This window comes from Paenarthrobacter sp. YJN-5 (assembly GCF_015040095.1).
Classification (GTDB): domain Bacteria; phylum Actinomycetota; class Actinomycetes; order Actinomycetales; family Micrococcaceae; genus Arthrobacter; species Arthrobacter ureafaciens.
Map to the genome: position 1 here is coordinate 1,905,126 of NZ_CP053544.1, position 14,400 is coordinate 1,919,525.

General features: G+C 65.2%; 16 protein-coding genes. 14 read left to right on the forward strand and 2 right to left on the reverse strand.

Annotated features, from left to right (window positions below):
• Positions 1–70 precede the first annotated feature (70 nt).
• From HMI59_RS09155 to HMI59_RS09220, 14 genes are all read left to right on the forward strand, one after another.
• Positions 71–1,762 carry a hypothetical protein gene (locus HMI59_RS09155; protein ID WP_193593438.1) on the forward strand — a complete coding sequence of 564 codons (1,692 nt, stop codon included), beginning with the start codon at positions 71–73 and terminating at the stop codon, positions 1,760–1,762.
• 147 nt (positions 1,763–1,909) lie between these two features.
• Positions 1,910–3,844 carry an AAA family ATPase gene (locus HMI59_RS09160; protein WP_193593439.1) on the forward strand — a complete coding sequence of 645 codons (1,935 nt, stop codon included), beginning with the start codon at positions 1,910–1,912 and terminating at the stop codon, positions 3,842–3,844.
• Between the two features lie 107 nt (positions 3,845–3,951).
• Positions 3,952–4,161: a hypothetical protein gene (locus HMI59_RS09165; RefSeq protein WP_193593440.1), complete on the forward strand. Its 210-nt coding sequence runs from the start codon at positions 3,952–3,954 to the stop codon at positions 4,159–4,161.
• A gap of 327 nt (positions 4,162–4,488) precedes the next feature.
• Positions 4,489–7,278 (forward strand): AAA family ATPase, encoded by a 2,790-nt coding sequence (locus tag HMI59_RS09170; protein WP_193593441.1) that lies wholly within the window; start codon positions 4,489–4,491, stop codon positions 7,276–7,278.
• Between the two features lie 107 nt (positions 7,279–7,385).
• Positions 7,386–8,006: a hypothetical protein gene (locus HMI59_RS09175; RefSeq protein WP_193593442.1), complete on the forward strand. Its 621-nt coding sequence runs from the start codon at positions 7,386–7,388 to the stop codon at positions 8,004–8,006.
• Between the two features lie 62 nt (positions 8,007–8,068).
• Positions 8,069–9,010 carry a hypothetical protein gene (locus tag HMI59_RS09180; RefSeq protein ID WP_193593443.1) on the forward strand — a complete coding sequence of 314 codons (942 nt, stop codon included), beginning with the start codon at positions 8,069–8,071 and terminating at the stop codon, positions 9,008–9,010.
• A gap of 130 nt (positions 9,011–9,140) precedes the next feature.
• Positions 9,141–9,842 carry a hypothetical protein gene (locus HMI59_RS09185; protein WP_193593444.1) on the forward strand — a complete coding sequence of 234 codons (702 nt, stop codon included), beginning with the start codon at positions 9,141–9,143 and terminating at the stop codon, positions 9,840–9,842.
• 2 nt (positions 9,843–9,844) lie between these two features.
• Positions 9,845–10,108 (forward strand): hypothetical protein, encoded by a 264-nt coding sequence (locus tag HMI59_RS09190; RefSeq protein ID WP_193593445.1) that lies wholly within the window; start codon positions 9,845–9,847, stop codon positions 10,106–10,108.
• Positions 10,105–10,389: a hypothetical protein gene (locus HMI59_RS09195; RefSeq protein WP_193593446.1), complete on the forward strand. Its 285-nt coding sequence runs from the start codon at positions 10,105–10,107 to the stop codon at positions 10,387–10,389. Before HMI59_RS09190 ends, HMI59_RS09195 begins: the two co-directional genes overlap by 4 nt.
• 28 nt (positions 10,390–10,417) lie before the next feature.
• Positions 10,418–10,918: a hypothetical protein gene (locus HMI59_RS09200; RefSeq protein ID WP_193593447.1), complete on the forward strand. Its 501-nt coding sequence runs from the start codon at positions 10,418–10,420 to the stop codon at positions 10,916–10,918.
• 156 nt (positions 10,919–11,074) lie between these two features.
• Positions 11,075–11,446: a hypothetical protein gene (locus HMI59_RS09205; protein WP_193593448.1), complete on the forward strand. Its 372-nt coding sequence runs from the start codon at positions 11,075–11,077 to the stop codon at positions 11,444–11,446.
• Positions 11,447–11,565: 119 nt separating this feature from the next.
• Positions 11,566–11,943, forward strand: a complete 378-nt coding sequence (locus HMI59_RS09210; protein ID WP_193593449.1) for a hypothetical protein — start codon at positions 11,566–11,568, stop codon at positions 11,941–11,943.
• 54 nt (positions 11,944–11,997) lie between these two features.
• Positions 11,998–12,339 carry a hypothetical protein gene (locus tag HMI59_RS09215; RefSeq protein ID WP_193593450.1) on the forward strand — a complete coding sequence of 114 codons (342 nt, stop codon included), beginning with the start codon at positions 11,998–12,000 and terminating at the stop codon, positions 12,337–12,339.
• Positions 12,336–12,593, forward strand: coding sequence for a hypothetical protein (locus tag HMI59_RS09220; protein WP_193593451.1), 258 nt, complete (start codon positions 12,336–12,338; stop codon positions 12,591–12,593). The genes HMI59_RS09215 and HMI59_RS09220 overlap by 4 nt, the downstream gene beginning before the upstream one ends.
• A 71-nt stretch (positions 12,594–12,664) precedes the next feature.
• Here the strand turns inward: HMI59_RS09220 and HMI59_RS09225 are convergent, their stop codons facing one another.
• Positions 12,665–13,192, reverse strand: a complete 528-nt coding sequence (locus HMI59_RS09225; RefSeq protein ID WP_193593452.1) for a hypothetical protein — start codon at positions 13,190–13,192, stop codon at positions 12,665–12,667.
• Between the two features lie 78 nt (positions 13,193–13,270).
• The gene (locus HMI59_RS09230; RefSeq protein WP_227471591.1) at positions 13,271–14,317 is read right to left on the reverse strand and encodes an ATP-dependent DNA ligase; all 1,047 of its coding nucleotides are present in this window, start codon (positions 14,315–14,317) and stop codon (positions 13,271–13,273) included.
• Between the last annotated feature and the right edge of the window lie 83 nt (positions 14,318–14,400).

The window sequence follows — 14,400 nt, forward strand, 5'->3', positions numbered from 1 at the left end:
CGGCTCCGTTCCGGAGCGTCCCCCGCCATCCCACGACACCCGTCGCCTCAGACCGCATTAGGAGACCACGATGACGATCACCGTCACGAACCAGAAGCCGGCGGTGCTCGACGCCCTGCACACGATCTCGTGCACGGGCGACTACGACCCCATGCCGGCCATCCAGAAGGTCCTGGTCGACCCGCTGTTGGAGCCGCTGAACCCCAGCGCTCCGGCGAGCATCGTCGACGGCTCGGGCCACGACATCACCGGCGACATCCTGGACATCGTCATGCGCTGCCTCGGCGAGGCGATGGACCCGGCCGCCGAGAAGAACGCCAAGGAGCTGCTCGGGCAGACCATGGTCAGCTATGACCAGGGCACGCCCCTGCCGGTGGGCGAACTGTTCGCTGTCCAGGCCGGGCAGCAAAACAAGTGGCCCGCGCCTTCAGCCCGGGTCCTTTACTCAGCCCAGAACGATGTCATCCCCGCGGCCAAGGGCCTGCTCGCAGGCTCCGCCAACGAGAGCGCCTTCTTCGCCTCCGTCGCCTACACCTACCACCCGAATACCCTCGGGTTCTGGTTCCAGTCCTCTGCCGCATTCGACGGCTTCAAGATCTGGCTGAACCAGCAGGTGCAGACGATGGCCGGCGCGAACGCGATGCCGGCGGACACCCTCCGGCTGCTGAACGACTTCGCGAACCTCTCGCTCAAGGGGCTGACCGAATCGCTGCTGCTGCGCAAGGACGACTCCGACGGCAACGACGAGTTCTCCTTCGCCCGGCTGGTTATCCGCATGCTGATGACCTACGTCGACCAGCAGCGCAAGGCCGCCTCAACAGGCGCGGCTGCCCTCGACACCGGCATCATGCCGTTTACCGTCGGGGAGCTGTTCTGCCCGCGATCGCTGGTCCTGGTCAACGTCGAGGCCCACGCCCGCGCCACCGCCGCGAAGGTGACGGGGGAGTGGAACCTCATCAACCTGTCCCTTGCCTCGCCCGTGAAAGTCGTCTCCAACGCCGCGCTGTCCAAGCTGACCTCGCTCCCGCGAGCAGCTGCCAGAGCCGCTGCCATGGGCGCACGGCAGCAGCCGGGACAGCCGGGCTCGCGCTCGGCCCAGGTGAAGTTCCGCAAGGCCCCGCCCACGAAGCTGGACCTGTTCAAGGACATCACCCGGGTGCTTAAGCGCATGGGCAAGGTCAACAAGTCCCAGAACGTCTACCGAACGATGAAGACGACCTTCCTCAAGGCCAACCGCCGCAACCCGGACGACTTCAACAAGCCGGGCCGGATCACGTCGGTGCAGTACATGCCCGACCTGCACGTCTTCATCGACACCTCCGGGTCGATCTCCGAGGAGAACTACCAGGAGGCAGTGCTGATGCTCATTCGGATTGCCAAGAAGCTCAACGTCAACCTGTACTTCAACTCCTTCAGCCACATGCTCTCCCAGGAGACGCTGCTGAAGGTCGAGAACAAGTCGACGCGGCAGATCTGGCAGGAGTTCCGGAAGGTGCCCAAGGTCACCGGCGGCACCGAGTTCAAGCAGGTCTGGGACTACATCAACGCCTCCCAGGTGCGAAAGCGCCGTCTGTCGCTGATGATCACCGACTTCGAGTGGTCCACGCCTTCGAGGCGCGAGGATCACCCGCCGAACCTCTACTACGCCCCGTGCTCGGCTATGGACTGGAAGTACATGGTCCGCTCCGCCGAGACGTACGCGAACGGCATGCAGCACATCGACCCGAGCATCCGGCAGAAGCTGCTGGGCATGGTCCTCTGATCCTGCTCCCGGCCACAGGGGAGACGCCGACCGGCCGAACCGGCCGGCGTCTCCTCCTTCCTCAGACCTACCCGTAACCCTGCCGGGTACCCCGGCGCGCCCACCCAGCGCGCCGCCCGGCGAACCCCACCGAAGGAGGGACCCACGATGGGCCTCAACAACTTCACGTCGGGCTCCGACGACGACACGAACAGCGGCGGCACGCCTCCGAGCTTCCCGCCCATGGGCGGCATCCCCAGCCAGGGCGGCCAGTCCGACGACGCCGTCAAGGAGCTCCTCGTCGACTACAACGAGAAGTTCAAGAACGCCGACCCGACGATGTTCCGCGACGCGCTCATCGAGCAGGTCCTCTCCGTCCTGATCAGCCGGAACAAGCCGAATGTGCTCCTGAAGGGCTCTGCCGGCGTTGGTAAGACCCGGATCGTCGAGGACATCGCCCGCCGGATCGCCCTGGGCGACACCCTCATCCCCGACCAGCTCAAGGGCTTCACCGTCTACGAGCTGCCCATCACCAACCTCGTCGCCGGCTCCGGCATCGTCGGGCAGCTGGAGGAGAAGGTCCAGGCCGTCATCGACTTCGCCTCGGACCCCAAGAACAAGGTCATCCTGTTCATGGACGAGATCCACCAGATCACCGGTGGATCCACCTCCCACACCGACTCGGTGCTGCGAAAGGTCTCGCAGGTGCTCAAGCCTGCCCTGGCCCGCGGCGACATGCGCGTCATCGGTGCCACTACCTCCACCGAGTTCCGGGCCTTCGACGACGACCCTGCCTTCGCGCGGCGCTTCACCCCGCTCATCGTCGACGAACTGACCGTCGAGCAGACCCTCACGGTGCTCGGCAGTGTCCGTCCGGGCCTGGTGGCGCACTACCGCCACCAGATCGCGGTCTCCGACGACGTCCTGGCCGAGACCGTCCGGATCGCGGAGGAGAACTCCCGTGCCGGGCAGCACCGCCCCGACAGCGCCATCACGTTGCTGGACCGGGCGATGGCCGACCGTGTGCTGGAGCAGAAGAAACTCATCGTCCAGGCCGAGGCTGCCGGGGACACGGCACTCGTGAACACCCTGCGGTCGATCCCGCAGGTGCCGCTGACCGCCAAGCGCGTCCTGGATGTGGCCAAGCGTCTGATGACCGGAAACGCCCAGCGCCCGGAGTTCGACGTCGCAACCCTCCGGGCGACCCTGCTGGGCCGCCTGCGCGGCCAGGACGACGTGCTCGAGAAGCTCGTGGACCGCCTGGCCCGCGAGGAGCTGGATCTGTTCCCGACGTCGACCCCGATGACCTGGATGCTCGCCGGGGCCTCGGGCGTGGGCAAGACCGAGACCGCGAAGATCATTGCGGAGCAGATGACCGGCACCGAGCCGATCATCCTGAACATGACGGAGTTCCACACTCCCTCAGACACCGCGAAAATCGTCGGGGCACCTCCCGGCTACGTCGGCTCGGACTCCAACCGCGAGCTGCCGTTCGACACACTCGAGTCCAACCCCCACCGGGTGATCCTGCTCGACGAGTTCGAGAAGGCGGACAAGGCCGTGCAACGACTGTTCCTCTCGGCCTTCGACGAGGGCTACATCCGCAACGCCCACGGCAAGGTGCTGGACTTCTCCAAGGCGCTGGTGATCTGCACGACCAACGCTGCGCGGGAAGCCCTGAACCGCAAGCCGGTCGGCTTCGGCTCGGCCCCGCCGGCGGTCTCACACCGGTCCCTGACCAAGGAGCTGGCTCAGTTCTTCGACGCAGAGCTGCTCGGGCGGTTCTCGCTCGTCGTGGGCTTCAACCCGGTCGACGAGCAGGCCTACCGGGAGATCCTCGCGGCGGAATACACCCGCCAGCGCGAACGGATCCTGGACGCCAGGCCCCGCCTGGGCCAGACGCTGCCCACGTCGATCCCCGACGCTGAGCTGCGTGCCGTGGCCGAGGAAACCTACGTCGACTCCCAGGGTGCGCGTCCGGCCGGCAAGGCCGTGCGCGTGTGGGTCGAGGACCGGCTGCTCGCCGCCCAGGCTGCATCGGCTGCGTTCATCCCGCCCGCAGCCGCCCTCTCCGACGAGCCAGAGACGCTGGCCGTCGACTGACCTGGCACCACACTGCGTTCGAGCGCCCCTGTCCCGGATACCCGGGGTGGGGGCGCTCGTGCGTGCGCGCACCGCGTTCCACCACAGGAAGTAAGGACGTCACTGCCATGACCATCACGACCAATGACACCGCCGCCACCCTCCATCCGGCACGGCCCGGAGACAAGAGCGAGCAGATCTGCGATGACGCACGGCTGCTGGTGGCCGCCAACTCCGCGGACGCGGCCGACTGCCGCGATCTCGCCCTCATGCTCGGCCTTGTCGAGGTGGGCCCCTCGGGGTCCGTCAGCAAGGCCAATCCCTGGGACGCCGACTGAAGGTGCTTCCTACAGGCCAGCCCAGGAGGTGAGCCTGCGATTGACGTCCGCGCGCCTGGGTAGCGCGCGGTGTCCGGGTCCGCGCGGCTGACGCCGCCGCTCCCGGATTCAGGGGCCTCACGGCCCCTGACGGGTGGGTTGAGAGGAGCGCGGGAGGGCTCGTCGCCAGAGGCGAGCCCTCCCGCTCTCATGCCCGCGCCCGTGACCCAAGAGCTCGTCTACGAGCATTCGACTGATCATTCACCTGCTATAAGAATGGTCTATGCCGCTCCAATTCGAAACGCCCTCTCGACCTGCCTACTGATTCGTTCGAAGAAAGACGACACCATGCCTATCCTGCTTGACGACATCGACCTTTCCGCAGCCGCCGTCGCTGCCCAGAAGGCCGTAGACCCGAAGTTCTTCTCCTCACGCCTGACCGGGTCCGGCAAAAAGACCGGCCTGCTCAACGAGAGTCTGCGGCCGATCAACACTGCGACCAACACCGCCTACGCGGTGGACCGCGACATCGAGGTCAAGCAGAGCTCGACCCACCACGACATCACCACCGCGCTGGTGCCGCTGGCCCCGATCACGCGCCGTTCGTTGCTCTCGGGCGGGTCGTTCACGCTCCCGGTGCCGCACGTCGACGACCGCTTCGCGCTGGACATCCCGACGCCGGGCAACTCCTGGGACGTGCACTTCGACATGACCCCACAGGCTCTGACCGTGTACGAGGACAAGGCCGGTGACAAGATCCGCCGCGACCTGGTGATCCAGTACCGCCTGGAGATCTACCTCCTCAAGCAGGGTGTGGCCGAACCGGAGCGCGCCGTGTCGGTGTCCCGCTCCGTCGGCTACGGCAACCACGACGCGGCGGTGTTCCTGCAGTGGGACACCAGCCCCGCAGAGAATGCCCGCGACGTCATCGAGGATGTGCTCTCGGCCGCAGGGTTGAGTGCAACCAACCTCGACAAGCTCGCCGACTGGATGGACGAGTACCCGATCTACGAGCGCATCACGCGCCTGGCCCGGATCTGGGACTCCGAGGCCATCTCGGACACCGTCTGCCAGTACGTGCAGGACATGCCGGCCAGCCCCACCGAGGAGCAGCTGAACATGCTAGCGGTGCAGCTGCGCTACCTGGAGAACTACAACGTCCCGCTGGAGGCCTACCGCCGGATCCACCAGCAGCTGGACACCACGTTCTCTGCGCCGATCGCGGCGAAGCTGTCCAAGCAGAACCTCAGCCTGCTGATGAACCACACCCTCGACCACCTGGAGCGCATGAAGGACCAGCTCATCACGCCGCCCCAGCCGGCCACGGCCCCGGTGTTTCCGCCGCACCTGTCCAAGCAGCAACTCGACGCGCTCAGCACGCACGAGCCGCTCGTGATGACGCAGGCCGGCGCGGGCACAGGCAAGTCGACCGTGATCCTCGAGCGCATCAAGTACCTCGAGACCTGCGGGGTGCCCGCCAGCGACATCACCGTCCTGTCGTTCACCAACGCCGCGGCCGACAACATCACGGAGAAGAACCCGAACGTCGGCTCGATGACGATCGCCAAGATGATCATCGACATCTACTCGATGAACCACCCGACCCACAAGGTCTCGGCTATCGACACGATCATCAATTCGATCGACATCTTCTACCCGAACAGCCAGTTCGCGGCGACGTTCCGACACCGCCTGCTCGAGGTCGACCAGAACAAGACCGGTGCGTTCACGGCCCTGAACACCTTTGTCGAGAACCACTTCGACGAGGTGATCGCGCTGCTCGACCGCATCGAACAGACCTCACTGGAGCTGCAGATCATCATCTGCTATCAGAAGATCGACGACATGTCCGAGCCTGCCCACGTGCAGAGCAAGTACCTGATCATCGACGAGGTCCAGGACAACTCGGTCTTCGAGTTCATCTACGTGCTGAAGTACATCACCAAGCACGCCCAGTCGCTGTTCATCGTCGGCGACGCCAGCCAGACGCTGTACGAGTTCCGCTCGGCCAACCCGAGGGCGCTCAACACGCTGGAGGGCTCGGGGGTCTTCGCGACCTTCCGGCTCACGACAAACTACCGGAGCAACCAGGAGATTCTCGACTTCGCGAACGTCGTGCTTGGCGGCCTGGAGACCAACCAGTTCGCCAACATCCAGCTGCAGGCCAACTCGCTGGCGGTGCCCACGGCCGACTCCTTCAAGGAGAAGGTCACCCTCAACTACCACGAGGTGGCGCGCCTGACCGGCTTCATCGCCAACGACCTGCAGCCGATCGTGCGCAACACGGTGATCCCGGAGTACGTTCAGGCCTGCCTGGACCGCGGCGAGCAGGTGGCCTTCCTGGCCTACGCCCGCCGTGAAGTGGCGCTGATCCAGGAAGTGCTTGAGAAGGCCTACCCGAACAAGCACGTGGCCTCGCTCGTCAGCGACCGCGTCTACGCCACGGACATCTTCTCGAAGTACATCAAGTTCTTCTGGAACGACGTCCTGCAGGTGCAGCCGGCCAACGCCTCGTTCGTGGTCTCCCAGGGGATCAAGGACAACATGGGCAAGCTGACGAAGAATGCCGGAAACGTCAACGTCGAGAAGGCAATCCTGCGCACCATCTCCGAATGGTGGGTCGAGAACAGCGCCGCGATCAACGGCTGGGTGGCCCTGTGCAACCAGGGCAGCCTGCCTGCGAACGTGTTCTTCGACCGGCTCCGCGACAACCTCCTGTCCTTCGAGATCACGCGCAACCAGCAGAAGCTGAACGTGAACAAGCAGAAGAACCAGGAGCGCAAGCGGAAGAACCTCGAGTCCAAGGCCGATCTCGTCGTCTCGACGATCCACGGTGCCAAGGGCCTCGAGTTCGACAACGTCGTCGTCCTCTACAAGGAGGACGCGAAGATGACCCAGGACACCAAGCGGATGTTCTACGTTGCGTTCACGCGCGCCATGAAGAGCCAGTACGTGCTCTCCTACGGCACGGCGAAGAACCCGCCGATCCAGAGCAGCTACGAGCAGATCGTCAACGCCCTCACCGAGCGTGACGAGAAGAACGCGCAGCGCGCTGCGGGCATCGACCCGACCCTTCTGGTCGACGACGAGGACGCTGGTACCGCCGGCGACCAGCAGCAGATCGCAGAAGCCGTCTGACCGACGGCACCGGCGCGGGCGCTCCACCTCCATGAGAGGTCGGAGCGCCCGCGCCTCCCGCTTCCCATCCCACACACACAGTCAATCCAGCTTCGAAGGAGCACGCCATGACCGCCACTGGAATCCAGGCCGGCTCAGAGGAGCTCGTGCCGGGCCCCGACAGTGCCTACGACCTGGTCATCTGCCACGACGACCGGATCGTCTTCCACGACCACTACCCCTCGCCAGCGTTCCGGCTGCGCATGTGCGCGCAGCTGCTGACCGCCTCGGACGTCGTCCCGGGCGCAATCGACGCCTCCGCCGCGAACGAAGTGCACGAGCTGTACCAGTCCAGCTCCGGGCAGTGGGAGAGCGCCCCGGACAGCGTGGTCAACGCCATCGCCAAGCTTTGCCGCCGATGGGGCGTCCAGGTCTACGTGAGCACGACCCGCAAGAAGACCGAGGCTCCCGCCGAGCTCTATTCGGTGATCACTGAGTACGGCCCCGGACAAACCGTCGCGGAGCACTTCACCTCCAGGGAGGCCCGCCGGGCCAGCCTCATCGAGCGTGCCGACATATTCTTCAGCACCCGCGGCAGCATCCCCGAGCGGGTGCTGGCCGACGAGCAGCGCCTCGCCGCGCTCGTGGGTGCGTTCCTCATGCCTGCCACTGTGCTCCTCACCGAGGCCGTGCTCGACGACGCCGACGGCCACTACAAGCCCTCCGGCCGGCCACTGCCGATCCTCTGAGCCTCGCCCGGGCGAACGGCCCCGACCACAACCCTGACCAGCAGACCCGGAAGAGACCCGCCATGTCCGCACCTGACACCACCAAGCCCGAGAACCCGTACGCCCGTACGTACGCCGACTTTCTCGCCCAGACCAGGGAGCACGTACTCATCGTTCTGCACGACGAGGATCTCTACCGCCACTTCAGGATCCGGGCCCCAGGCACCCGCATGTGGTCCTGGGACATCACCACCTGGCCCGGCCACCTGGCCACCAGCGGCGACATCGCCGACGGCTACATGTTCACCCGGGAACCAGACATGATCGGGTTCTTCGCGTCGGCCGGCAAGACAGAGGGCTATTACTCCGACGGTGCGCCCAGCATCGACTTCCGCTACTGGGCCGAGAAGCTCTGCGGCGGCCGCTCCCGCGAAGTAAAACATTACGACCCGGATCTCTTCATCCAGCTGGTGCGGGAGCACCTCGAAGAAAGCGAGGAGCTCGGAACCGAGGCTGAGGAGTTCCACGGTCAGCAGTTGGCGCTGCTGACGCGCCTGCACGAACTGCGCGGCCTTGACGGGGACGCACAGTTGGCGCTCTTCGAGGCCCACTGGACCGCCCAGGAACACCTCGCGGCCAGCGACACCGTGCTGAACCACGAGCGCCGGAACGCGGCCGCTGCCGCGCGTGCTGCCCTCTGGAGTACCGACGGCATCCCCGACGAGAAGTTCGACCGGCTCACAGAGGAACACAACTGGATGGAGCTCGCCGACATCGAGGTCCCACGACATTCCCCTGCCGAGCGGCGCATGGAAATCATTGAAGACGCCCGCTGGCACGCCGACAACGAGTCGGAGGCCCACAAATGGCTGGCTGAGCACGAGGACACCGTCGGCTCCGACACCTGGGAGTGGGACCTGCGCGACTGGGACGTCCACTTCCTGTTCACCTGCTACTGCATCGACCTGGCCGTGCGCCTCTACCGCGGGCATGCCGCCGAGAAGACACAGCAATCCGCCGCCTGAGCCGACGGCGTCACCGCACCCACATGCACCCCAAAAAGGCCCGGTCGTGAAGCCGACTCCTCTTGTTTGTGCATGACCGCGTCTGACTGCGCAGCCCACACCCACCCACATCCCGACCCAAGGAGAACCCATGAGCGCCGACATGCTCACCGCGGCCATCGCCGTCCCGGCCGACCGCACCAAGCCGATCGACTTCGAGCGCGGCCGCCTGATGGTCGAGGAGACGGCGGACCCTGAATCGTTCCGGTTCGACGACCCTGAGTCCCAGCTCGAGGAGCTGGTCGAGGACTTCGACCCCGACGTGCACCTGGACGCCGACGGCGAGCCGACCCCGGAGGTCATCAAACGCGTCGGCCGCAGGGTCATCGACGAGCTCGAAGAGGCGCTGGACTCCAGCGAGACGGACACCATCGAGGTCGCCGGCTACCGGCTGTACCTCTCCGGCGGACTCTCCTCGGGCGATTCCCCCACCGACGCCGCCGACGCGATCTGGCACGCCCACCACCTGCCGGTGACCGTCCTGCTTGCCATGGGCTTCATCCCCGGCTGCCGCAGGCCGCTGTCCCGGACCAACGGCAACCCCGGACCTGTGACCGACACCGACATCGTCGACGCCATTGCCCTCGGCCTCGGCACCAAGCCGGAGTGGTCCGGTGCCGACGAACTGGAGTGGATCGCCAACGCGATCGGCTCCGTCCGGCCGCACCCGGGAGACCGGGACCCTGCCGACTACCACGCGGAGTTCACGGAGCAGCACGGCTTCGATCCGGTCGATGACTACTTTCTCATCGGCTATGTCAGCCAGTACGACAACCAGGAAGGCGGGGACTGACCTTGGCCAGCGGTGTTTTCATCCTTTGCGCGTGCTGCGCCCTCAAGCTCGCGAACGACGACGAATCGGCCTGTCGCGACTATCACGGCCACGACCACGCTCCGCTGCAGGTGCCGGCCGGCACCGCGATCATCCAGGGTCCCCACGAATGGACCGGCTCTCTCGAACTGACCTGCCATGGCCATGAGGACGGGACCATCCAGCCCCTCGGGGAGTACTGGGTGGCCCAGCCCGGTCCCGCACCGGCCGAAGAAGAAGTGCGATGAGCAGCCGGACACCAGTGCCCGATGCCCTCTTCGACGCCGATCTCTGCCAGCCTCTCGGCCGCGAGGACTGGGTTGACCGGTTCGGCTGGGTGATCATCGACAAACGCGTTGTGCACGCGCCTGTCACCTGGACATGGACGTGTCCCATATGCGGAGAGTCCGGCGTCATGCCCGATGGTCCCGACCTGCTGGCAGTCCCGCACGGCGCACAGCATGCGGCCGGCCCCTTCGGGACGGTCACCCCACTCGAGATCGAGGCGGTGCGCGCGTCCGCTGAATGACCCTGCCTGCCGGAAGGAGAGGCCTGCCATGACACAAACCGACACAGCCTCTCCCACGGCTACAGTCCTTCCCACAGCTGTGGTCGTCGACATCGACGGAACGGTCGCCACGCACGCTCTGCCCGACGGACGGTTCATCAGGGGACACCACGACTACCGGCTCGTCCCCTGGGACCTGCCCAACCCGCCGGTGATCGAGACCGTGCGTGCCCTGCATGCCGCCGGGCTCGAGATCGTGTTCTGCTCCGGTAGGCCGGTCCTGGACGACAACAGTTGGGACGTCGGCCGCGCAACCTATGCCTGGCTCATCGAACACGTGGGGGAGTGGACCGCCCGCTGCCCGCTGTTCATGCGTGGTCAGGGCGACCGGCGGCCGGACGACATCGTGAAGACCGAGATTTACGAGGCCTTCATCCGCGGGCGGTGGGACGTCCTGCTCGCGCTGGACGACCGGCCCAGGGTGATCCGCGCCTGGCAGGCCCTCGGCGTGCCGGTGTTCGACGTCCAACCCGGTTCGGGCGAGTTCTGATGCGCGGCCCGCGCCCTCGACCCGTAATGGGCCGCAGGGCGCGGGCTGCTTCTCTTCAACTGCCCCGCTACGCCATTCCGCAATGACTCATTGTCCATCAGGAATGGTGGGATATGAGGCACTGGCACCCCATTCGACCACGAATAGACTGGAACCATGACTGACGACAAGACCCCCCGGACCCCGCGCGAGGGCTCCCTGCCGAAATTCTCCGTGAACGTCGCCCCGACCCAAAAAATCACCGCCGCCGACCTGGGCACGCTGCTCGAGCGCTTCCGTGCAGGGGACGCCGAGCCCCTGATCTTCGGCGACGGCAACGTCCCCGAGGCCGCCGTGATCCCATTCGCGGACTTCGTCGACCTGCTCAGGCGGGTCCACGCCGACGAGAGCGCCTTCCAGGCCGAGCTCTCCCGCCGCATCCGTGCCTCCGATGTCTCGGAGGAGCCCGGTGTGACCCTCGAGGAGCTCGGCGACGAACTGGGCGAGCCGGCCCGGTCCATGATCCGCAAGGTGCTCGACGATGACTGAGGGGCTGCGGGTCAAGGTCCTCCTCAGCGCCGGGGCCCGCCAGGACATCGAGCGGCTCAACCAGCGTGCCCTGAAGAACCCGCACAGCCGGGACGAAGCGCTGTTGGAGGCCACCCGTCATGCTCCACCGGCTCAACGGTCGCCGCCACCCGACCAAGCCACTGGACTACGACTCCCGCTTCGCCGACCTCTCCGACTGCGACACGACTTATGTTGGAGCCGACCCCTATGAGAAGCCGCCGCTGCGGATCGTCTCGCGCGACCTCCGGCCCGACCCGCCAGGCGGCATCACCCGGCGCGAGATCGTCGCCGTCGGTGCACGCCGCGACAGCGAGGTCTACCGCATTGCCGGACAGCGCCTCGGCCGGCCTGTCGGAGTCACCCTCGAACAGCTCGCCGCCCAGCGCCGCGCATCCGCGGAGAAGAACCATACGCCGCAGGCGGGCAGGGGGCTCGACACACCCGCACCCGTCGGTGCAGACCTCGAGTTAGACTGACCATTCGGCCTCGTTTCTGTTCGTCATTCGACGTTTCTCATAGAATGGGCGCGAATGATGATTCGATGGCGACGGGATGAGGTAATGCACGACTACGACACGGACCACCAGTCCGGGGCTCCGACCGTCGAGGAACCACGCCGGGGGATGAGCACACGGGTGCAGCTGACAATCCGCCGGAGCCTTGCCCTGGCGATCGCCTTGGCAATGGCCTACGGCATCTTCCATATGGTCTTCCGCACCGATGTTCTCGCGCCGGTGCTCGCTTACGCCGAACCCGTCAAAGACGGGATCACGTGGGTGGTCGAGGACCCGAAACGGGCCTGGATGGCCTTCGCCGTGCTCGTCATCCCGCACATCGGGCTCTACTACCTGCTGTTCGAGGACCGGAAATGAGGGGACTGGCCATGCTCAGGAACACCAGAACGATCGTGAGGCTGTGCGTGCTCAGCGGAGTCTCGACCACCGGCGTTATCGCCTGGGCTACCGGCTTCTTCGCCTGGGCCGTGGGCTCCGTCCGTAGCCTCTGGGATGGCTTCATCGCCTTCCTCAACTCGCCGTTCAGCTGGGAGCACCTCGCTGCCGGCGCGGGGGTGCTGATCATCCCGATCGTCATCATCGTCCTAATCTTCGCGATCGCCGACAATTGACTGTGTGTGGAGCTGACGAAGCCCGCGAGGTGCGCAGCCCGGAGACAATAACTCCTCAAGCGCCCTACTCCTCAGTTTGACGTTTGAATCTCATCCCGCCAGCTCGGAAGCTCTGTTTCATCGAGATCAAGATCGCGTTGAACAAGCTTCCTATACTCTAAAAATGCCTCATCGGCTTCCATCATCGCGCCAACAGTGCCTTCTCGGAGCTTTGTTGTAGCGCCCGCAAGACGGCGGGCTGCTACCGCTGCCTCAGCACTAGCGAACAGTTCGACGTCCATGAGCTTCGTAATAAGGTCTTTAGTCCAGTCAGGTTGAGGGGTTTCAGTTCCGGGGATGCCCACCCTTGTGTAAATGGCCATCCAGTGCTGAAGCCGTCGGTACTCAGCAATGAAACTCAAGTGAGCCTTGTATCTGTGGTCTTTTGCCCACAACCTGCGTTGGCGCTCATGGTCTGCAGCTGATTGCGACTGATCCCGAGCCCACTTCTCTGCTTCCCGTGCTGCGGCCTGACGCTGTGTGTAAACCACACCTCCCAAGGCGATCAGGCCAGTGATCAAGCCGGTAATCAGGGACGGTATGACGTTCACTAATTCCATCCCTGTATGGTCACATACGGCCCGCCCACATCGGGCCTCATCCCTAGTGATCCTGGTCGAAAGTCGTCATCACTGGTGTCACCGATTCGGAAAGCGGATTTCAGCTGGGTTCAGCTCGGGTCGTACCCGAACAAGTCGAACCGAGTGCCGAAACGCCTGACCCGACCAGGCAACGTCGGCCGAGACCTCAACCACCAACGGCTCCACCAAAGTCAGGCGAGTGGTGCCACCCTCCTTGGTGAAGCGGTCCAGCACCCGTTCGCTGATTTCCTCCGGCCACGGGTGCTTCCCCCGTGGTGGTCGAAGATGCCTGGACAGATCCCTGGCGGCACGGGCTGCCAAGGCAGCTGACCGGCCAACGATGCGGAGCTGTCCATCAACCGGCAAACCCACCACCGCGGCCCGCGGCTGCGCCATGGGACCTATGACCGCCGCAAGAACCACGTCCACGACGTTTCTGCTCTTGACCTTCAGCCAAATACGCCTTGGCTCATAAATTTGGGTCTCACCTTTGACCAAAATTCCTTCCACACCCGTGGCCGCCGGCATTTCTTTGAACCAGGTCTCCGCCACCGCCCGGTCCCTGGTCACCGGTGACAGATGCAGTGGTGGAACCCACCCGCGGGCCAGTTCCTCCAGCAGAGCCCGGCGGTCCCGGAATTGAAGCCCGCGGGTATCCTGCCCGGCCACTGCCAGGACATCGAAGGCGATCAGCGAGGCAGGGCTTTTCCGCAGGAGCTCCGGGAGCGCTGCCCGGGAGCTCACCAGGCGCAGCTGCAACGCTTCGAAATCCAGACGTCCTTCGGACCACACCACCACTTCACCGTCGACAACACAGCCTGCTGGAATCTGCTCACGCACGGAAGCCAGCACGTCCGGAAAGTACCGGCTCAAATCCTTGCCCTGTCTGCTGTAGAGCCACGCGCCATCCGAACCGACCAGACATACTGCGCGAAAACCGTCGAACTTCATCTCGAAAGCTGAGCCGCCGGGCAGTGTGTCGCCGCGTGGAATCGACTCCACGGCCTTGGCCAAAGCAAGGGCAACGGGAGGATGCAAAGCCGCCGGTAGACCGTCGAACATGATGAGCACAGCGTATGCCCAAGGAAGCAAGCGCCGGAACAAGGTTCCTTCCTCCGCGGGATACAGCACGCGGCATCAGGAGTCACAGCGAAGCTGCGACCGGGTCCTTTTTGACCAGGGGAAAC

What these genes read in the sequence shown, in the direction of transcription:
- HMI59_RS09210 (WP_193593449.1), top strand. Translation starts at nt 11,566, where the DNA reads ATGCTCCACCGGCTCAACGGTCGCCGCCACCCGACCAAGCCACTGGAC.
- HMI59_RS09185 (WP_193593444.1), top strand. Translation starts at nt 9,141, where the DNA reads ATGAGCGCCGACATGCTCACCGCGGCCATCGCCGTCCCGGCCGACCGC.
- HMI59_RS09160 (WP_193593439.1), top strand. Translation starts at nt 1,910, where the DNA reads ATGGGCCTCAACAACTTCACGTCGGGCTCCGACGACGACACGAACAGC.
- HMI59_RS09205 (WP_193593448.1), top strand. Translation starts at nt 11,075, where the DNA reads ATGACTGACGACAAGACCCCCCGGACCCCGCGCGAGGGCTCCCTGCCG.
- HMI59_RS09180 (WP_193593443.1), top strand. Translation starts at nt 8,069, where the DNA reads ATGTCCGCACCTGACACCACCAAGCCCGAGAACCCGTACGCCCGTACG.
- HMI59_RS09200 (WP_193593447.1), top strand. Translation starts at nt 10,418, where the DNA reads ATGACACAAACCGACACAGCCTCTCCCACGGCTACAGTCCTTCCCACA.
- HMI59_RS09155 (WP_193593438.1), top strand. Translation starts at nt 71, where the DNA reads ATGACGATCACCGTCACGAACCAGAAGCCGGCGGTGCTCGACGCCCTG.
- HMI59_RS09220 (WP_193593451.1), top strand. Translation starts at nt 12,336, where the DNA reads ATGAGGGGACTGGCCATGCTCAGGAACACCAGAACGATCGTGAGGCTG.
- HMI59_RS09215 (WP_193593450.1), top strand. Translation starts at nt 11,998, where the DNA reads ATGATGATTCGATGGCGACGGGATGAGGTAATGCACGACTACGACACG.
- HMI59_RS09195 (WP_193593446.1), top strand. Translation starts at nt 10,105, where the DNA reads ATGAGCAGCCGGACACCAGTGCCCGATGCCCTCTTCGACGCCGATCTC.
- HMI59_RS09175 (WP_193593442.1), top strand. Translation starts at nt 7,386, where the DNA reads ATGACCGCCACTGGAATCCAGGCCGGCTCAGAGGAGCTCGTGCCGGGC.
- HMI59_RS09225 (WP_193593452.1), bottom strand. Translation starts at nt 13,192, where the DNA reads ATGGAATTAGTGAACGTCATACCGTCCCTGATTACCGGCTTGATCACT.
- HMI59_RS09170 (WP_193593441.1), top strand. Translation starts at nt 4,489, where the DNA reads ATGCCTATCCTGCTTGACGACATCGACCTTTCCGCAGCCGCCGTCGCT.
- HMI59_RS09165 (WP_193593440.1), top strand. Translation starts at nt 3,952, where the DNA reads ATGACCATCACGACCAATGACACCGCCGCCACCCTCCATCCGGCACGG.